At 44.4% G+C, this 20,781-nt stretch carries 13 protein-coding genes and 1 pseudogene; 2 read left to right on the top strand and 12 right to left on the bottom strand.

The genetic code is table 11. The features are described 5' to 3' along the window. Positions 1–2: 2 nt before the first annotated feature. The 4 genes from MusilaSJ_RS24825 to MusilaSJ_RS24810 form a co-directional block, all read right to left on the bottom strand. Complete coding sequence (locus tag MusilaSJ_RS24825; RefSeq protein ID WP_274987453.1) at positions 3–3,578, bottom strand: DUF6443 domain-containing protein; 3,576 nt, start codon at positions 3,576–3,578, stop codon at positions 3–5. Positions 3,579–3,713: 135 nt separating this feature from the next. Further along, positions 3,714–4,715 (bottom strand): hypothetical protein, encoded by a 1,002-nt coding sequence (locus tag MusilaSJ_RS24820; RefSeq protein WP_274987452.1) that lies wholly within the window; start codon positions 4,713–4,715, stop codon positions 3,714–3,716. Between the two features lie 7 nt (positions 4,716–4,722). Then, positions 4,723–5,826 (bottom strand): autotransporter outer membrane beta-barrel domain-containing protein, encoded by a 1,104-nt coding sequence (locus tag MusilaSJ_RS24815; RefSeq protein ID WP_274987451.1) that lies wholly within the window; start codon positions 5,824–5,826, stop codon positions 4,723–4,725. 20 nt (positions 5,827–5,846) lie between these two features. After that, positions 5,847–8,951, bottom strand: a complete 3,105-nt coding sequence (locus MusilaSJ_RS24810; protein ID WP_274987450.1) for an RHS repeat domain-containing protein — start codon at positions 8,949–8,951, stop codon at positions 5,847–5,849. 416 nt (positions 8,952–9,367) lie between these two features. Here MusilaSJ_RS24810 and MusilaSJ_RS24805 point away from each other — a divergent pair, with 416 nt between their 5' ends. Next, positions 9,368–10,039 (top strand): NUMOD4 domain-containing protein, encoded by a 672-nt coding sequence (locus MusilaSJ_RS24805; protein WP_274987449.1) that lies wholly within the window; start codon positions 9,368–9,370, stop codon positions 10,037–10,039. Between the two features lie 734 nt (positions 10,040–10,773). Here MusilaSJ_RS24805 and MusilaSJ_RS24800 read toward each other — a convergent pair. The 6 genes and pseudogenes from MusilaSJ_RS24800 to MusilaSJ_RS24775 all read right to left on the bottom strand — a co-directional run bounded on the left by MusilaSJ_RS24800 (position 10,774) and on the right by MusilaSJ_RS24775 (position 15,986). Continuing rightward, positions 10,774–11,367, bottom strand: coding sequence for a hypothetical protein (locus MusilaSJ_RS24800; protein WP_274987448.1), 594 nt, complete (start codon positions 11,365–11,367; stop codon positions 10,774–10,776). A gap of 279 nt (positions 11,368–11,646) precedes the next feature. Continuing rightward, positions 11,647–11,862, bottom strand: coding sequence for a hypothetical protein (locus MusilaSJ_RS24795; RefSeq protein ID WP_274987447.1), 216 nt, complete (start codon positions 11,860–11,862; stop codon positions 11,647–11,649). A gap of 238 nt (positions 11,863–12,100) precedes the next feature. Further along, positions 12,101–12,250, bottom strand: a pseudogene (locus tag MusilaSJ_RS24790) (RHS repeat-associated core domain-containing protein); the annotation flags it as partial. Between the two features lie 300 nt (positions 12,251–12,550). Beyond that, positions 12,551–13,483, bottom strand: a complete 933-nt coding sequence (locus MusilaSJ_RS24785) for a tyrosine-type recombinase/integrase (protein ID WP_274987446.1) — start codon at positions 13,481–13,483, stop codon at positions 12,551–12,553. Then, on the bottom strand, positions 13,467–14,363 hold the full coding sequence (locus MusilaSJ_RS24780) for a tyrosine-type recombinase/integrase (RefSeq protein ID WP_274987445.1): 897 nt from the start codon (positions 14,361–14,363) through the stop codon (positions 13,467–13,469). Before MusilaSJ_RS24780 ends, MusilaSJ_RS24785 begins: the two co-directional genes overlap by 17 nt. A 6-nt stretch (positions 14,364–14,369) precedes the next feature. After that, positions 14,370–15,986 carry an MTBMA_p00010-related P-loop-containing protein gene (locus MusilaSJ_RS24775; RefSeq protein WP_274987444.1) on the bottom strand — a complete coding sequence of 539 codons (1,617 nt, stop codon included), beginning with the start codon at positions 15,984–15,986 and terminating at the stop codon, positions 14,370–14,372. Positions 15,987–16,175: 189 nt separating this feature from the next. Here MusilaSJ_RS24775 and MusilaSJ_RS24770 point away from each other — a divergent pair, with 189 nt between their 5' ends. After that, a complete protein-coding gene (locus tag MusilaSJ_RS24770) occupies positions 16,176–16,520 on the top strand; it encodes a helix-turn-helix domain-containing protein (RefSeq protein ID WP_274987443.1) in 345 nt (114 codons plus the stop codon). A 42-nt stretch (positions 16,521–16,562) separates the two neighbouring features. On the opposite strand, the gene MusilaSJ_RS24765 is transcribed toward MusilaSJ_RS24770, so the two are convergent. Further along, a complete protein-coding gene (locus MusilaSJ_RS24765) occupies positions 16,563–17,060 on the bottom strand; it encodes a hypothetical protein (protein ID WP_274987442.1) in 498 nt (165 codons plus the stop codon). Between the two features lie 8 nt (positions 17,061–17,068). After that, positions 17,069–20,776 carry a DUF6443 domain-containing protein gene (locus tag MusilaSJ_RS24760; protein WP_274987441.1) on the bottom strand — a complete coding sequence of 1,236 codons (3,708 nt, stop codon included), beginning with the start codon at positions 20,774–20,776 and terminating at the stop codon, positions 17,069–17,071. Between the last annotated feature and the right edge of the window lie 5 nt (positions 20,777–20,781).

Raw genomic sequence — 20,781 nt, 5'->3', positions numbered from 1 at the left:
TTCTAACGTTTTTTAGGATGATCTAAATTATAATTCTTTGAAGCAATGGGTGCTGCCGTTATTGTTTTAATTGATCCATCTGCGTTATAGGTCACATTTTTGTGGGCAGCTCCGCCCAGGTTCTCAACCTCCATTGCTTTGCCGCCATTCTCCGCACCACCCGCTCTTTCGTGTCCCACACCATGCCAGAAATTTTCAAATGGCGTGAAAGTCCTTAAAGGACCTTTCCCTCCGTTTTGAAGCATGTCACTAAAGTTAGCAGGCAATTGGTTGCCATTCTCACCATACTTTACATCCAATACATTTGCCTGAGTTGGGTTTGGATTTAAAATAAGATAACCTTCTCCATTTTTTGTAGCTGACGGGTAAACAGCAGCATCCCCCTTGGTACCACTATTACCTGTATTTACCGTTGTCGCAGTTCCATCTGTCTGTGTGAAGGTGTATGTTTCTTCAATAACAACGTTATATTTTGTTGATGAACTCATTAAACCATTCAACTCATTAAATGCTCCCTGCTCTGCCGGAGTTAGTTGAGTGACATCCCCTGTATACGACATTTTTCCTTTGTCGTCATATTTGAAATTACTTGCATTGCTACCAAACGTTTGTGCAAGTATATCGGCCATTTGTTTTCTATATTTTTCGGGTACTATCACATCATCCGGCCCCATTCCATCGGGGTCTATGAACCTCATAGGATTGTCAAATCCATAATTATACGTTGAATATCTACTCATCTTCTCTGCTAATGGATCTACGCTCGTCCACCTCCCAATCATAGGATCATAAAACCTTGCACCATAATCGTATTGGTTTGTCAGATCTGTCTGAATCTCCTTGCCATTATAAAGATAGCGGTTGTTGTTAGAACTATTGTATAATCCATTCCTCAACCCAAAAGAGTAATATTCATCCTCCTGGATCCGGCGGGCTGTTCCTGCCGATGGATCTTTGTAAAACGATAGCCGTACGTTACCCAGGTGGTCTGTCAGGTTATAGCTATAAGTCCATGAATTGCCATTGGGTTCCACACGTCCTTCTCCGGTTTGGATAAAATCGATCGTCTCATTCGCAATAGTGGTTCCATTATACACGATCCCGTTAATATAATCCCATCTTCCATCGCTACCAGTATTGCTCAGCTTCTGGCCTGTACAGTCATAAATATAGCTGGCCAGTGTTGTGCCTCCCTGTGTTACTGTTTGCGGCAGGTTAAACAGGTTGTAGGTGATGTTTTTATTACCGCCATCACTTGGCGCGTTACCGTTTGGATCATAAGCAGCGTAGCTTCGGAACGCCGCGCCGCCATTGGTTACCGTTTGTAGCTGGTTGCTGGCATTGCTGTTGTAATAGGTGTATACAAGATTTGCCGGGTTCGGGCCGGTACGCATCAGAGTCGATATATTGCCCAACGGGTCATAGGTCAGCTGCTCACCCATGGTGCTTCCTCCTGTCGAAGTCCCGCTCAGTAACCGGTTCAACTGGTCATAACCGTATTTGAATACCACATTCGATGATCCTGTTTTCGTATACGTCATTTCCGAAATGTTACCATTGTACTGGTTAGTAAAGCTGTTGTCGGTAGGCTTATTATAATACAGGTTTTCGCTGAACAGCCCGGCCTGGGATGATTGCAGCCATCCCCGCTCATTATACCGGTAGTTTACCGTTTGCAAAAATGAGTTTCCGCCATCTTCACTGTGCAATCCCTTGCTCTTTAACTGTCCTATCTCATTGTAGTCTAACTTGCTGAGTACTACATAGGCAGGCGGCGTATTATTCCCGCTCCAGATCGATTCCAGTGTTTGTGTTTTACGGTTCATGTGGTCATACAGGATCGTATCCCGAATCGTCACTGCCGGAATAGTCGTATTAGCTATGGTAAAATGCTGCCGCGTTGTTTTAGTCAAATTATTATTGAAATCGTATTTATTGTCGATCACATCATAATTATTAAAGTTAGCTACGGCAGTTGTTCCGCCCAGGTAATGTTCGGCACAGGTCCTGATCAAACGACCAAGATCATCATAGTATAACACTTTATACAATACGGCGGCGCTGCCGGTTACCCAAGTCTTGGTACAGGTCAGCAATCCGCCAGTCATCGCACTTGCCGATGCCCGGTAGTCATACGCCGCAGGCATCGAGCTAAAATCGCCAAAGGTATAATCGTCATAATAATTCACCGTTAAAGAACCCTGGAATCCGGTTTTTGGCCATGCTAAGTTGGTGGGATACCCTCCCGATGGACGGCTTTCCCACAGTGCCCCGCTAAAGCCGGTTACCGCCGCCTGTACCCCGCTTCGCGTGATTGCCGTGCCGCCATTGTTCCAGGTACCTGTCCACAGTACACGCCCCAGTGCATCGTACTTCATAAAAATCCACTGGTTGGTTAAACGCTGGTTCCCGTCCTGTGTGGCCACAACCTGGTCAAGCTTATTATATACGGTATATTCCCAATCCTTGCCTGGCAATCTTTTCTGCACAAGCCGGTTCCTGCCGTCATACTGATACTGGTAGCACAGGTTGTTCAGCGTGGTTAAATTGCCTGCACTGGTGATGCCAGCATCAGCCCCGCTTTTTGGTGGCAATACAAAGGCAAGGTTTCCCCGGTCATCATATACATAATAGGTTGACAGTTGCTGCAATGCCCCGCCGCTAAACAAGAAAGTCCGTTTCAGTATCACATGGCCTTCCTTATCCTTGTACTCCTCTACAGTTCCTCCTCTGCTGTTGCCGCTGCCGCTCTTCCAGTTCTCATCTTTACTAATTGTTACGTACAGTTGCCCGGTCGGATAATAGTTCCCAGCCGTGTTCCCGTAGTTTAGTGTGCGGCTCTGATCCGTGTTAATATCTGCCTTATACAGGATCACCTTCCTGCTCAACGTAGTATCCGCTCCGCTAAAGTCATTGACGTTGTTGGTGATATATTCCTGCTTCATTGTATGCCCCGTCGTGTTGCCCAATACAGGTTGCCAGTCCGCACCTGGTGCACCCTGTTCCACCACCCGGTTTAGGGGTGAAGGCTCGAAGTTGGTTAACGAATATGGGGCAGGGTTATAAACCACTCCATTACTTTGCTGGCTTCCGGATGCCGCGGTACCGCCCGGATAGTAGAAATTAGTTGGCCCGGTTGCCAGTCCGTCACTCTTATAGCTGCCATCAGCAGTGGTCGCTGCATAAGGAAGGTATTTTTGGGCCTCTCTGCCGTATTGATCATAAGCAAAAGGCTGAACAATATCTTTGGCCTGGGGTGAGCCCTTTACCTGCGTTGTTTGTAAGGGCCTGCCCAGTCCATCGAAATACTGTACCGTTTGCATCAGTTCACAGGTGCCCCGGCCGGCAAAATCTCCCGTGTTGGCCCCTGTACCCCCATTCTTAAAGCCACTTATCCGGGGAATAGATGTCAGGATATAATTCTGGTTCGCACTGAATGATGAGTTCAATGGCTGGCAATCGGGATTGGCTATATACAGGCTCAGGCTGCTGCCTGAAGTTGCCGTAAAGCTAAAAGTCGGGTTTAGTGTAATGCTGCTGTAACTGTAATAGGAGCCCGCCGCTGGTGCCGTGGTCATTGTTGCGGGGGGTGGCAGGTAGGTCTGAGCATTTGAGCAAAAGGCGACGAGTAAAAAAAATAGTGACAAAAGCATCCGGTTGCTCCGGATACAGCAGCGATAAGTCTGGGTATTCATCAGCATTGGTTGATGCGTTTAAGGTTTGGTTATTTTTCGAGAGCGATGATTTTGTTTTTCATTCAGCCTGTTGATCTGTTGCTGTAGTGACGCCAGCAACTTGTCCTTTTCCTTATCCTTTCTTTCATTCTCTATTGCATACAAGGTCAGTTCTTCAACTTTTTTTAGCAGCAACCTGTTCATCTCACCAAGGTTCAGACCATCTTTAGCAACCTCCTGTTCTGAAGGAATTTCCGGTAAATGCTGGTTTTGATCAATGTAAGTCTTAACATCTGTTAATGACGGAAGCTGATACGTCGGCTTGAAGACATAATCAGGCCAGGCCGTATAGAGTTTAACAGTTACCGAAGTTGCAATAACCCCTCCGTTAACAGCAAACTGGTATCCGGCAGGAACTGATGCGGTATTAATTCCAACACCGCTCGTTGTCCCATTAATGGTTAACGCATCTGGATTTACTCCGGCTCCAGACCCACTATATACCTGAATGTGTAAATTTTTGTCAGTCCCGTTTCCATTATTGATTTGAAAAGCGTTACCCGTCGGATTAAATATGGCACCTGTTGCACTTTCTCTGTTAAAGGCTAATGTGCCAAAGTATCCGCTGGAACCCGCATTAACGCTCATTCCGGTCCCATTCCGTGTAATAGTCAGGTCGGAGCCCGGAGTTGTTGTCCCTATCCCAACATTTCCTGTTGAAGTGATCTGCATGCGCACATAATCGGTTCCGGAGTTATTGGTAAGAAATGTTAACCCAGAATTAGCTCCTCCCGAAGATAATGAGGCAGTACTGGTTGAACTGTTAGACTTAATAAAAAGCGAGCCTTGCAGGCCAAAGTTTGTGCTGCCGTTGTTCCCAAAAACAGCAACCTGGCCACCATCATTCCCGTGAACTTCAAATTTGTAGGTAGGATTGTTTGTTCCGATTCCGACATTTCCGGTTGAAGGAAAGGTGTTTTGAGCGTACGTTATTCCCGAAGAAATAATAGCCAGCGATAAAATAAAAATTATCTTTTTCATGTTGAAGTTACTTTTTTCCGATTTCCAATACAGAAACCTTTGTTTTTAATTCGTTGATCTCTTTTTGATTTTCAATCAGGTACAGTGTCAATTCCTCTACCTTCTTTATTAACAGCTTGTTCATCTCAGCCACATCAAGCCCTTTTTTGATCATTTCCTGTTCTGACGGAATCTCCGGTAAATGTTGGTTTTGGTCGATATACGCTTTAACCTCTGATAATGGCGGCAACCGATAATCTTTTTTGAATACGTAATCATTCCACCCGTTCAGATCGATTAACACTGCTTTAGAGTGTATCGTACCGTTAACATCCAGTTTATTTTGCGGATGGGTTATGCCAATACCCACATTCCCGTTATATAAAATGCGCATTTTCTCCGTATTGTCATTGGTACTGAAAGAAATGCTTCCTCCAATCGTACTTCCACCGCGTAAAAAGTTGATGGAGCTGTTGGTCGATCCGTAAAAACTGTGTTCAATTGCAAAACTTTTCACGTCTGTTACATCGGTGATCGTACCACTCAACTGAGTGTTATAGCCCACCGTGCCGAGATACGTTCCTCCGCCAGCAGTATTACCTTCTGACAGCCGGGCCAAAACGGCGCTCACGTCGCCAGGGCCCAATGTTTTGCCTATGTCCAAAAGGGTTTTGGGAGTTGTTGTACCAATCCCCACATTGCCATTGTAATCTATCGTTAATCTACGGGCGTTGTTCGTAAGCAAACTCAGTGTCGGAAGGTTCGCATAACCATTGCTGCTTTCCAAAAGCATGCCCCCCATCTTGCCCGATTCCCCAGTGCTGCTTTCACTCGAAAGTTTAAAAACTAATCCTAACTGGCGGGACAATGCATCCACTGCTACCCCGTTATGACGAATGGTCACTAATTCAGAATAGGCGGTGGTTGAACTTCCGGTTAAGATTTCCTGTTTGGGTGTCACGCCCGGAAATAACCCGGAAGAGGCATTGATTATCGTTGGGGCTGTAGCACCAATGATTACGCTATTGCCGACAGTGGTGGTATAAACGTTATTTCCGCTGGTTGTCCATTGTGCAAAAAGGTAGTTCGATATAAAAACGAACACAATTGTGAGTAAGGTTAGTCTTTTCATACTTGTATTTTCTGGTCTTGTTATTGTCCCTGGTAGTGATAATCGATATGCTTAACGATATTTCCGTCTTTGTCCTTTATGTTTTTTAGTCTTTGCGAGTCGTCATACTCATAAAAGGTCACCATTCCTTTGGGATCGGTCATGCTTGTCATCCCTGTAAGCGGATCATAAGTATAGGTCGTCATTTGGGCAGATGCCGGGTAAAAGCAGACGTCATCGATCTGGGCATTTATTGCAGGGTTTGAACCTATAGTATACGTAGTGCCGCTAACGGTAACGGGAGTCACGATCAACGTCCAGACAGTCCCCGATCTTTGCCAATATCTCAATATATAGTTTCCGGGATCTAATCCTGTAAGCGTTCTGGAATAAGATCCCGTATGACTGTAATGGCCCGTCTTATCGTCCTCTAAAGAACTGTTCCCGGCACCTTCTTCGAATCCTTCATAAAATATGTCGTTTTCTGCAGCGTTCAGCACCTGGGCTACAGGGTAGCTCTTTTTATACCCCCATTGGTAGCTAATCAAACTGCCGCCCGACTTGGATACTCTTTGGATGTTTCCGTTATCATCATAGGCCCCAAATTGCACTCGCGCCTCATAGCTGTTACTCCCGGCTTTTGTCGATGTAAGCGCCGGGTAGATCTGGGTATTGGTACTGTTAAATACCTGGTAATCGGTTTTTGAGCTTTGCAGGAAATTCGTCGTATTGCTGGATGTCACATATTTGGAATCCAGCTTTTCTATCACCGGATTCCAAATGTGATACGTATTGACCATATCGCTGTAAGGTTGACCGGATGAAAAGTCAGCAGGGTATTTATAATCTGTTATAAACGTATCATTGCCCTGGCTTGTCGTAACCGTCTTTTTGGTCGGTTGTAAATGATCTAAATTAGCGTATTGATAAGTGGTTGTCTGAGCTACCGGATTATTTAAATCGGAATAGTCAGTTGCAATTTCTGTTGTTAGTAATGGAATATCTTCATACCCTTTGGTTGCCTCCCAGGTATACGAATTCAGGTAATCCCATAAATACGGGGTATCATATCGGTCAGGTGAATAATAGCCATTAAGGTCGTTAAACGTCATTTCCTGGTCGACCCTGATACCAGTCAAAAATTCGTTAGTCCTGAGGTAGGTATAGGAATTATCCAACTGGCTGACTTTTGTATAGGTACCGCCAACATTCTTGAAAACAGTTTTTGTTTGTAATAAAGGATTGGGTGTACCCCGGTCAATCGTAAATTCATTGATAAATTTGGGGCTGCTTAAAATATTGGTAGACTCGAGGGTAGTTCCAGGTGGAATCGAATAAGTATAAGTTGTTTTGCCAGTGTTGTCGGTAGTTGTACCATTATATTCCGTTACCTGGCTGTAGATGACCGGAGACGAGCCCATTACAGTCAATGGATAAACATTGGAAGAACTTGCTACATCACTTGCAAGTACCCCCAGATCACTTAACCCACTACCTGATACGTCGGTCCGGTAATAATGAACAGGCTGCTGATAACGGAACAAAACGGCGGATATTTCCTGTTGGGATCCGATAACATCATACGTAAAAGCTTTCTGAGAAGTTAAAACATTATTGGTATCGTAATTTTTTATTGTCTTTACCCGCAAACCACCGATAATATTATTATTGGCATTGGTTTGGCTGGGATAATGATAAAAATTAGGATCACTGGTTTTGTTCGATTCAAAAGTAAAAACGGTCTTTCCACCAGTGGGGTACTGGATTTGCTGTAGGATTCCCATCTGCATCCCCAGCGAATCTGGGTTTTTATTACCGCCATAAGTAGCCAGTTCAGATGAATTCAAGAATCCTAAGAACTCACTCGGGATCCCGCCGTTCCCCTGTCCGCTGTAGCCCCAGTAGTCTTCAGCAATATAAGGAGGGAACTGGTTGCCTCCCGGAAAAACATAGCCATTGGTGATATAATATCCGGGACCTACACCGTTATTGTACCCGAACGAATAATTTTCCATGCTTGCTGCATCCGTGCCTCCTATTTTTATGTTATCCAATCTTAAGCGCAAGGTATGACCGGAGGAAGTCCCGAAATACGACTGTGTTAACTGTGCCTGCCTGATCAGTACATTTGTACCTTTCCTGAAAACACTGATATTCGTTAGCCGCATCTGGCGACCGTCCTGGCGATCTGCCGCGTAACTAAACCTGACTGATGCTGTCTTGGAAACAATGCTGTCTAATCGTTGCGGGGCATATTGGCTCCCGATTGGCGTTCTTGTAAAATTGGAGATCGGTGGAATATTGTATGGTGCCCCATTTAAATTACCTGCACTCTTCTCCATCCTGCATTGTTCCGAAACTTGAACAAAAATCTCACCTGTCGAATAATAAAAATCAATTTCATCCTTTTGGTCAGCAGATATAATTTTGGTCAGGTTCCATGCTGTTGTAGGATTTAGGCCATTCTGAGCAGTTGTTTCCGCTGTCTGGAAATAATACTGATCGCCCTTTTCGTCGGTGATCAGGTAATACAGGTTTAACGGCGTCTGAGGGGTTCCCGAATAAAGCTTACTGACTTTTAACGGCGCATAAGGGATAAGGTGAACAGCGCCTGTCTGCCAGTCAAACCGAAACACCCCCGATTTACCGCCAAAATTATAGGCATACCGGTCACTTTGGGTCTCAAAATTCAGCTTGCTCATATTCTGATAGTAATAACACAGGTTAGTAGCCCCTCCATCATTGGTTACCGCGTTTCGTGCGGCTTGAAGGTCGTCGGTCGTTTTATATGGCGCTACGTAATCATTACTTTCATCGCGCCGGCCAAGGACAGTCCTGCTAACCATACCTCCGGCATTAAGCGACCAACCCAACCCCGCAATACTTGCAATATCCCGTACCCTAATTCCGCCGGAATGGTAGGAAATACTGATCGGAACCGAAAGTTTACCCGAGGTTAAATTATAGATCGGCACGGATATATCTGGAACACCAGTACTGTAGCTAACGGGGGTTTCCGCATACCTTGCCAGCGCGGATACGTCCGGTGAAGAAGGGATAACCTGAGGTAAAGTGGCCTGAGCATTTGAAAAATTCGTGCCGGAAAAAATGGCTAAGAATATAATAAGAGGCAGAAGTTTTTTCATGGCCTTCTAAATAGGTTTTAGGTCTGTTTTAACTTATATATTGTTAGGTTGGTTACAAATTAACCATACACAATAATTTTGTTTAATATCCAATGTTACATATTTAAGTGTAAAATTTACAATAATATTTTTCAATATAGTTATAGTTAATTTTTTTATTTATTTTTTTTAAAACAAAACCCTATAAAGGTTAAAATTTACCTTCAATCAGAAGCAAATGAAACTGTAGATAGACACGACAGGTTAATTAGATTGTTTTATAAAGAAAAAAATGTTCTGCCCAAAAGATGCTTCTGCTATAATCACGCAACAGAAATTGTTTAACTTTTTATCATTGTATTTTAAAGGGACCATTTATGATTTATCTGTTTATAAGAATTAACAGATAGACTTTATAAAAGCACAGGAAAATTAATATGACTGTTTTAAATATTAACCATATTTATCTCAATAAATCAACAGCCGATTTGCCCGGCGAAGTTTGGAAGGATATTCCGGGTTTTGAAGGTTCGTACCGGGCATCCAGTCTGGGGAGGGTAAAATCATTGGACAGGACCGTTCCGCACCCGCGGTTGTATAAGCAGTTCGTAAAGGGCCGTATCTTAAGTCAATCCGTTCATAAAAACAATAACCTGGTATCAGGTGAGCCCATGATTGACCTGCGTGTAACCCTCACCATCGAAAACAGGGCTTATTATTTCAATACCCGGAGGCTGATCTATAAAACTTTTATCGATCCGCGGCTGGATTACAGCAAAGACGGCCTGTATGTGATCAATATAGATAATAACGGATATAATAATTCCCCGGAAAATTTAAAGCTGGTGACCAAAAGTGAAAAACAAAAACGAGCCGTTCAAAGGGACCGCGTATTACCCTATCTTAAAACGGCCGACAGGTCCGGTTGGAAAAAGAACTATTCAACCAGCAAACCTGTTGCGCAATACGATCTTGAGGGAAACCTGATCAAAAAATATCCAAGTATAAAGGAAGCATCCAGGCAAGTGAACCTGGGAGAAAAAGCTATCATAGAGGTAGCAAAGGGATTGTATAAACAATGGAATGGTTTTGTTTGGAGATATCTTTAAGAATGAGCTTTTCATCATAACGAATAGTCAATGGTGCAATAAATCCCCTCTTAGTCATATAACTCAACCTGTCTCATTTTTAATGATAGGCTTAGATACATACTTGAAATTTGAGCATGTTGCTTTAGCACGTTAAATCCAAACTCGGCTTAATTCAAACCAGCGCTATACTATAAAGCATACCACCGGAGTGGTAAGATTAGATGCAGCATTTCGATAACCTGTTTAACTGCTCCTCTTCCAATTAGAAAACCAAAGCCCATGATGATGAGCTTTGGTTAAAGTTAAACCAGTTTCAGTATTTTAGAAATGTTATTATTAGGTTTTCCATCTCATCGTTCTTGAAATACCGATTAGTACGAGCATCGCGTATTACGATTCCATAATATAATGTTTGGCTAATATTAAATTGGCGGTTTTTCCATTTTTGAGATAAATCAGCACATCAAAAGGCCACATATAGCAACCGGTTTATTAATCATCCTTCGACTAGTATAGTAATAAATCACCTTCATTTCTAAATCGGCAATCAGTGAATACGTTTCCAATCTATAGTGTCATGATGTTCATATTAATCGGAAATAGATTCTATATCATAAAGTATAGGTTCCGTCGACATTTGAATGCTTTTCAAATATTGCAGTTATTCCTGATGCGTTGAAAAACCCTTTTCTATATTCTTTTCGGGAATTACCACACCACCTTCTTTAACATAATTTCCGTGGAGAATCGAATCAATAACGAATGTAAGGTAATATAAAACATGGCATATAGAAATGTTTCATTTTCATTCTAAAATCAGGTTTATTCCATGGATTGGAATATTTCTGTTTTGTAATGGCAGTATCAATTGTAATTGACCTATTTAATTTATAATAACGGAAAGGCAATTCTAATTTAGGCGAAGTCAATGTATCATTGCCTATATCGTCATTCTTAATTTGCGGCATGTTGTCAATGTTGATCCTATATTTTAGCTTCACAAATGACCAGAACACAATATGGTCAGTATTCCCTTTGATATGAATTATATTCTTTATACTGGCTGATCTAAGTTGATCCAAAAATATTGGGTTAGAAGTATTAAAGCTTATACCCGGTCGATATTCAAAATCAAAGATTGAAGCTGTATTAGTTAAGTTTCCTATATCAACTTCATTTTTCAAGGGGAGAAAAAATGCCTTATAACTACAACCGTCTGTGGGATATCTTGGATATATGAAATATGCAACACCCCACTGGTTTTGAAAGGATAATGGATCGATCTCCTTACTGGATTGTTTGCATCCCAGCGTACACAATAGCAACATTATATATATCTTTTTCATATAGTATTTATGGAATAGTTATGCGATTATTTGTGTTTACAAACCCGCTATAAGGATAATTAGCAGTTGTACTATTGGAATTTATATAAGGTACTCGAACATTGGTATTTGGCGTTAAAATAAAGTTATCAGAGACTGTAGGTGTCATTTGATTTAAGAATGTGGCAGTATTTAAATATGATCTGTAGTAGCTGTTATTAAATCCCGTAGCGCCATTCACGGCCATAATATCATTTGGATAACCTTTTGCCCATGTATTTCCATTATCTACAGGATCATCTACGTATTGATCACTAAGGCCCAACAGATGTCCTGTTTCATGCAATACTGTATAATTTGACTTGCCACTTGAATAGATAATTCCGCCATTATCTCCTGGGCTATTACCGCTTCCTGCTCCATCGTCGTTGTTTGCTTCACTTCGTCGAATTTTAGATGGATCGGCATCTGAATCATGTTCTGGCTCTGCACTAAAGGTGAGTAAGTTTTCTCCATGCTTTAAATCACTTCGCTGCTTATCATTCGAATATTGATAATTTACATCAAATGAAATATTTACACCATCTACTTTGTTAGATTTAAATTGTTTCGCAGCAGCTTTAGTTAGCTCTCCGGCTCTCTCTGCACTCGCACCCGAACCTTTTATATAAACAGTTGCTCTAATTTTGACACCTGTAATTTTACCGTCTTTATCTCTCGTTATGTCAAAGATTACATCTTTACCATTTGGATCTATTCGCCTAATTGGATTATTTGTAACATAATTATAAGGAGAAATGCCGGTATATTTCTCCGCCAGTGGATCAACACTTGTCCAACGTCCAATTACCGGATCATAGAACCTCGCGCCATAATCGTATTGCCTGCCATAAAGTTTTTGGATTTTCTGCGATTTTCAGCTTTGCACTTTTTCAGTGCCATAAAGAACGTTCAGGCAGGGTAAAGATAAGCGATAGTTTTTCATTTGCAAGGGCGTTGGTTGGTGTTCTTTTTCGGTGGCGGATGTGTTGGCCTATCATCTGTTACAGCGAAGTTAGCCTCCGAAGCCAGGCCAGTAAAGGGACTTTCGCGGCATAAACCCGCAGGCATTGACCCGCCAGGCCATTTATTCCACGTTCCCTTGACAGGCCCGTCTTCTTCCGCTTTGGGTTGCTTAACAGAAGATAGGCTGACCATGTGATGATTAGGAAAGAGTTAACGGATGATGCTTATTAAGCGCATCTTTCAGGTCTTCAAGGTTATTGGTTTTATAACGCTCGGTACTGCTGATATAGCGGTGGCCCGCCATGTACTGTACGGTCCGCAGGTTCTTTTCCTTTAGCCATTCAGTAATGACACTCTGCCTGATCTGCGTCCCGTGTTTATACCTGGTGTTTATTTTTCTTAGTGCATAGTTGAGGTGAAGCAGACTGTTTTTCATCGTTTCCTGCCCGTTCATAGAGACAAAGAGCCGGTGTACATCTTCTACAGCTTGGTATTTATTCGGTTTCCTGCCGGAACGTTCAGCCATACGTTCAGCCAGTATCTTCGGCCGCACCGCCAGTATATATTCCTGCAAGTCTAAGATTTGATGAGGTTCAAGGCTAAGTATCCGGCTGTTCAGCTTGCCGGTGGCAGGGATATGTATTTTGCCTTCTCTGAGTTTCAGGTGTTCAGCACGAAGGGCATGGATTTCATCCCTCGTCAATGCCTGGTAAACCAGTAAGCCGACAATCACTTTATTGCGGTGGGTGCGTTCATCTGTTACCGGGTAGCTTTCGTAAAGCGCTTCCAGTTCGGGTTTGGTTAACAGGTCATGCGGTACGTTCCGGATAGCCCCTTTCAGCCTGATACCAGCCGTAGGGTTATAACCGGCTTTACCTTCGTACTGCAGCCACGTAAAGTAATAGCTTACCGCCAGCATGATGCGGTTGATCAGGTTGATGCCTTTATCTTCTTTTTTCAGCTGGTCGGCAAAGTCGAGCATTTCTGCATGGGTCACCTGCGGTAAAGCCAGGCTTGTTTCTGCCAGCCAGTCCAGGAACCGGCCTGCATATTTAACATGCTGATAGACTGTTTCTGACCCGAAGCCTTCCGCTATCAGGTATTCTTCAAACGCGCTAAGATTGGTTTTCATGCTTTAGATGGGTGTAGATCTGCGTACTTTCCATGCTGCTATGCCCTAAAAAGCGCTGGATCTGCTCTAAGGCCATACCTGAATGCAGCAGATGGCTGGCAATGCTGTGCCGTAGCGTGTGCAGGCCTGCGGGCTTTTTTATCTTCGCTATGGCTTTTAACTTTTGCAGCCGTTCATAGGCCATGTGACCGCTTAACCGGGTGCCGTTAACGTTAAGCAGCAAAGCATCTTCCTTTTTATCTATTGCCAGATGCGGGCGGCCATACAGGATATAGTTCTCCAGATCAGCTTTGGCGCTTCCGGCCAGTGGTACATAGCGTTCTTTGTAGCCCTTGCCTTTGCGCACATACACCAGTTCTTTATCCAGCAGGATGTCTTTAACATTGATGTTCGCCCCCTCGTTCTTACGCAGGCCGCAGCCATAATACAGGGCCAGTATCGCTTTGTCCCGCAGGCCCAGGGTATCATCTTTGGCAGCCTCGTATAAGCTGCTGACCTCTGCCGGTGTCAGGATACATTTGACATTGGTGCTTTTGCCTTTGATGCGCAGCTTTACGTTAAAGCTTTCCTGCCCGCTTTCGGTGAGGTAACGGCTGAACTTGCGGATCACCTGCAAGTGCTTGCGGATATAGTTCAGGCTGATGGCTCCGGCTGCGGTTTTGCTTGGCCGCTCGTACAAGTGTTCTATGTATCTTTTCAGATGCTCCTGCTGCACGTCATGCGGGCGGTGGCAGCCATGATCCTGCAGCCAGGTCAGGAACTCAGTCAGGATTTTGGGCATATCGCGGGGGCTGCTCGGTTCAAAGTTGAGAATGCGCAGCCATTGTGTAAAGCCTGCCTGCAGCCGGATATAGAGCGGGTTATAAAGTGTGCCTCGCATTTTCTGTTAGTCGTGGGTTACTGCATCCTTTGCACTGATCTGCTGTATTTTATGTAACCCATTAAGGCTTTGGGGTACTGGTGGGATACGGGTTACTAACTGGATGTTTTCAAGGATGGATTTTACCATGCTTTGTGCATCGCTGGCTAAGTTCTCCAGGTCGTTCCAGCTTTGTATTTTATATTCATAGCCTTTATAGCGGTTGCCCCGCGCGATCTTGATATAGCCCATCCGCTCCAGTTCATACAGGTAACGGCCCAGGCTGCTCGGGCTTAAGCGAAACGCAGCCCGTACTTCCTTGCTGTAAAAGCTATCCGTGTCCAGTTCTTTCAGGTAGGCCTTCAGTCTTTCAAAGAAAGACCGGCAGGCATCGTTCAGTTCGTCGCTCTTTTTGAGCAGGGTAGTTTCCAGTAAGCTAAAGGCGGCCTGTATATCCTCTATAGTGGTTTCGATATACTGCTCCCCGGTATCCTCGTCCGTTTTCAGCTCCCTTTGGTACTGGTGGTAGTAAGTGATCGTCTCGGTAAAAAGCAAAAGCAATAACATGGTACGGCGTGGCTTGAAAACAGCCTCCGGTAGCTGCATATAGGGAGCGTAAGGATTCTTAACGCTGACCGGCTTTAACAGGCGCTGCACGTTTTTAAGCTGTTCCCTAACTTTCTTTTCTGCATGCTGGTCGATCAGCCCGGCGCTCATTTTACGCTGGTAGTCCATGATCTTCATGTCCTGCTCAGCGCTGCTGTCCATGTACAGCAGGATACAGCGATTGGCATTGTCCTCATACATCTGCTCCCTGGTGGTGCAGCCGCTGATGCAAACAGGGCCTTCCACCTGTAGGGTGATGGTTTTTGGGTTGCCCTTGCTGTCTTTCAAAGTTACCGTTTTGGATATTTTGCGCTTGCTTTGCAGTTCGCGGATCGGGTACAGCACGTCTTCTGCGCCGTCCATATCTTCCAGTAACAGCAGCTTGTATTTCAGTTCATCCTTCCCGAAGTAGTAAAAGGCGTTCACGCTCAGCGTAGTGATCTCCAGTTTATCTTCTTCGGGAATCAGTTCGCCTACCTTTTCCTGTAACCAGGTCTTGCCGGTGCCACTGGCACCGAGGCATAACAGGTGTAACGGCGTTTCACGGGTGCGGGATGTGTAAATGAGGTAGGCGATCAGGGCGTTGGTTTCTTCGCCGACGATACCGCTCTGGCTGATAGCCAGTTTGGTTCTGTCTAACAGATTATGGCTTTTTAGGTAAGTGATGGCAGCTTTACGCTCAGTTTCCGTAAGCTGTTTCTTTTCGGGCTGTTTGGGCTTCATGGCCTCCAAACGTTCGGATCGGTAGTTTTCCAGGGCGGTGGTCAGCCCGGTGATGGCCGCGCTGATCTCCCGTGTGCCGGTGTCCAGTGCATAGGCTGATTTCTCGATCAGCTGCTCGGTCTGGATGCTGTTGTAAAGGTCCAGGCTATGACGAAACACATTGAACTTGTCATCCGTGTTCACCAGTTTCAAGGTTACCTTTAAACGGTCGAAGCCCGTCAGCTTGATGCCGCCCAATACCGTGATGTGCAGTTTGCCATCAAGATAAAACAGCAGCTCCGGGTTATCTGTGATAAGTTTAGCCGTTTTTTGCATCGCAGATTAATGAGCATTTGATTTTTATAGGATGCAAATATATTTTATGAAACTATAATATACAATGTTTTAAGTTTTTTTTGAACTGTTTAGGATTAATATTGATTTACAACAATGCTTTTTAGATACACCAAAGGATTTTATTGTACTGTTTAAGCTGTGTATATTTGTGTGTACTGTAAAAAAGATATGAGCACATTTGGCAAACGATTAAGAGAATGCAGGGAAGCAAAGAAGCTTTCGCAGCAGGACTTGGCTAAGCTCATGAAGACCGTACACACCGTTATCGGTAAGTATGAACTCGATAAGATGAAGCCATCTATTGAGGTAGCTGGCAGACTTGCAAAAGTGCTGGATACTACCGTAGGCCACCTGATGGGCGAAGTTGATACGACCAACGTTTTAAAAGACCCGGATATGCTTAAGCGGTTGAATGATCTAAACGAACTCTCCGAGCAGGATAAGGATGGCATTTTATATGCGCTTGATGGGCTTTTGCGTGATGCTAAAGCTCGTAAAGCTTACGGGCGTTAAAAGCCAAAGCCCCGGTTAAGGGGCTTTGGTCATGTTTACGGATTATTGATGATTTATGGCATCTGGGTCGCTCGATACCTTATAGTAATGCCTATTGTTAATAAGACAATCAATCTTACCCGATAACTTGTGGACTTTGGATATAAAGAATGGGTCTAAAGGCTTTGGTGATACCTCTGTTACATCTTTTGTTTTATCGTTATCGAAAACAAACAAGTATTCATCTGTTCCAACCGCACCCGCCATTATTTTCCCACCAATGCGTTCTTTTCTACGGGTAACAGTTAGGATCAATCGTTCGCCATCTAATTGATATTTCCCTTGCAGTTGAGTTATATTTCTCGTGTCATCCGACGGGTCATATTGATAGATGAAAGTACCGCCTTTAAAAAAGCTAAAGGATTCTGCGTATCCATTACCTACTCGCGGGCTATTAATTTGCCACACGCCAATAATTTCATCTTTACTAATAGCAGATGTTTGAGCGAATAAATGAGTTCCAAAGAACATCATCACGATTATTAAGGCGATTCTTTTCATATTAGTTACTAAAAAGGATTTAATGGGTTCGTTTTTGGAGCAGGTGTTGGTATAGATTTCGGGGTTATCGATGGATTTAAGATAAAGAATTGTGTATTCTCAAACTTTTTAGCACTGAATACAGACGGTTCTTTATCTCCCTGCGGATTAATATTTAAGAATCCATTTGTTCGTCCAATGTTTGCCATTTGTCCTTTATCTTCATTACTTCCTACAGAGAAGCTTACAACGTGACCATGCCCAGGTTCAATTAGTCCGACTAAGCCCAGGCCTCCCTTATCCGCAACCGCCTGAGCATTACCTTGATCTGTTTTAATAAAAGCAGTGTTACAATTCATTTGATCTACCATACTATTAGCCATACCAGTTATAGCAAGACCTGATGAATTATTAGTTGCCGAAGCAACAGTGCTTAATATATTTTGTGTAGCATAATTACAAAACGTAGCTCCACCTGGGATTGGATTTAAATCTGTATTTGACGCATTTAAGTTCTGCTGTTCTTGAATAGCTGTTGTTAAATTTACTGTATTAGATTGCGGCGCATATGGAATCCCGGGGTTGGCTTTTGATTGATCGAAACCTGTAAACTCATAATGCCTACTAACACCGGTACCTACTTCTTGATATTGAGCAGTTGAACCATCCTCGACGTGTCTTTTATTACCGTCTTCATCAGTAAAATCACTTGGTACCATACCATCTGGATCAATAAATCTAATAGGATTATTAAGTCCATACGAATAAGGTGACCATCTTCTATTCAATTCAGCTTTCGGGTCAATAGTTGTATTCCTACCAATCACGGGATCGTAGAACCGCGCGCCATAATCGTATTGGTTTGTCAGATCTGTTTGAATTTCCTTCCCGTTATAAAGATAACGGTTATTGTTGGAACTATTGTAAAACGCATTCCTCAACCCAAAAGAATAATACTCGTCCTCCTGGATCCGGCGTGCTGTTCCCGCCGATGGATCTTTGTAAAACGATAACCGTACATTACCCAGGTGGTCTGTCAGGTTATAGCTATAAGTCCACGAGTTGCCATTGGGTTCCGCACGTCCTTCCCCGGTTTGGATAAAATCGATCGTCTCATTCGCAATGGTGGTTCCATTATACACGATCCCGTTAATATAATCCCATCGCCCATCGCTGCCCGTATTGCTCAGCTTCTGGCCTGTACAGTCATAAATATAGCTGGCCAGTGTCGTGCCTCCCTGTGTTACTGTTTGCGGCAGGTTAAAAAGATTGTAAGCGATAGTTTTGTTACCGCCATCACTTGGCGCGTTACCATTGGGGTCATAAGCACCATAGCTTCGGAATACCGCGCCGCCATTGTTAGTTACCGTTTGCAACTGGTTGCTGGCATTACCGTTGTAATAGGTATATGAGAGATTGACCGGGTTCGGGCCGGTACGCATCAACGTCGATATATTGCCCAACGGGTCATAGGTCAGCTGCTCGCCCATCGTGCTTCCTCCTGTCGAAGTCCCGCTCAATAACCGGTTCAACTGGTCATAACCGTATTTGAACACCACATTCGATGAGCCTGTTTTCGTATACGTCATTTCCGAAATATTGCCGTTGTACTGGTTAGTAAAGCTGTTGTCGGTTGGCTTATTATAATACAGGTTTTCGCTAAACAGCCCGGCCTGGGATGATTGCAGCCAGCCCCGCTCATTATACCGGTAGTTTACCGTTTGCAAAAATGAGTTTCCGCCGTCTTCACTATGCAATCCCTTGCTTTTTAACTGCCCGATCTCGTTATAGTCCAGTTTGCTGAGTACTACATAGGCAGGCGGCGTATTATTCCCGTTCCAGATCGATTCCAGCGTTTGTGTTTTACGGTTCATGTGGTCATACAGGATTGTATCCCGAATCGTCACTGCCGGAATAGTCGTATTAGCTATAGTAAAATGCTGCCGCGTTGTTTTAGTCAAATTATTGCTGAAATCGTATTTATTGTCGATCACATCATAATTATTAAAGTTAGCTACGGCAGTAGTCCCGCCCAGGTAATGTTCGGCACAGGTCCTGATCAAACGACCGAGATCATCATAATACAACACTTTATATAACACGGCGGCGCTGCCGGTTACCCAGGTTTTAGTGCAGGTCAGCAATCCGCTGGTCATTGCACTTGCCGATGCCCGGTAGTCATACGCCGCAGGCATCGAGCTAAAATCGCCAAAGGTATAATCGTCATAATAATTCACGGTTAATGTCCCCTGAAACCCGGTTGTTGGCCAGGCTAAATTGGAGGGATACCCTCCCGATGGACGGCTTTCCCACAGCGCCCCGCTAAAGCCGGTTACAGCTGCCTGTACCCCGCTTCTCGTGATTGCCGTGCCACCATTGTTCCAGGTACCTGTCCACAGTACACGCCCCAGCGCATCGTACTTCATAAAAGTCCACTGATTAGTCAAACGCTGGTTCCCGTCCTGTGTGGCTACAACCTGGTCAAGCTTATTATATACGGTATACTCCCAATCCTTGCCTGGCAATCTTTTCTGTACAAGCCGGTTCCTGCCGTCGTATTGATACTGGTAGCACAGGTTGTTCAGCGTGGTTAAATTGCCTGCACTGGTGATGCCCGCATCAGCCCCGCTTTTTGGCGGCAGCACAAAGGCCAGGTTTCCCAGGTCATCATATACATAATACGTTGACAGTTGCTGCAATGCCCCGCCGCTGAACAAGAAAGTCCGTTTCAGCACGACATGCCCGGTCTTGTCTTTGTATTCTTCGGTGGTGCCGCCCCTGCTGTTGCCGCTGCCGCTCTTCCAGTTCTCGTCTTTACTAATTGTTACGTACAGTTGCCCGGCCGGGTAATAATTGCCGGCAGTATTCCCGTAGTTTAACGTGCGGCTTTGATCCCCATTGATATCCGCTCTATACAGGATTACCTTCCTGCTCAGTGACGTATCCGTTCCGCTAAAGTCATTGACGTTGTTCGTGGCATACTCCATCTTTACCGTATGCCCGGTCGTATTGCCAGTTACGGGCTGCCAGTCCGCGCCCGGCGCACCCTGTTCCACCACCCGGTTTAGCGAAGAGGGCTCGAAATTGGTTAACGAATACGGGACAGGGTTATAAACCACTCCATTGGCTTGCTGGCTCCCCGATGCCGCGGTACCACCCGGATAATAGAAATTGGTTGGCCCTGTTGTCAGTCCGTCACTCTTATAGCTCCCATCAGCAGTGGTCGCTGCATAAGGCAGGTATTTTTGGGCCTCTCTGCCGTATTGATCATAGGCAAAAGGCTGAACAATATCTTTGGCCAGCGGTGAGCCTTTTACCTGTACCGTTTGCAAGGCCCGGCCCAATCCATCGAAATACTGTACCGTCTGCATCAGTTCACAGGTGCCCCGACCGGCAAAATCTCCCGTGTTAACTCCTGTACCTGCATTCTTGAAGCCACTTATGCGCGGCACCGACGTCAGGATATAATTCTGATTCGCGCTGAACGACGAGTTCAGCGGCTGGCAATCAGGGTTGGCTATATACAGACTCAGGCTGCTGCCTGAAGTTGCCGTAAAGCTGAAAGTCGGGTTCAATGTAATGCTGCTGTAACTATAATAGGAACCTGCTGCAGGGGTGGAGGTCATTGTTGAAGGTGGCGGCAGGTAGGTTTGAGCCTGAACAGCCCAGGGTATCAAGCACAAGACCGCACAAAGCAGCCTTAACTTTGGTTTTATGATGATATGGAGATTACCCATAATGA

The organism is Mucilaginibacter sp. SJ, assembly GCF_028993635.1.
Classification (GTDB): Bacteria; Bacteroidota; Bacteroidia; order Sphingobacteriales; family Sphingobacteriaceae; genus Mucilaginibacter.
The sequence above is the reverse complement of the archived record's forward strand: the minus strand, read 5'-3'. Positions and strand labels throughout refer to the sequence as shown.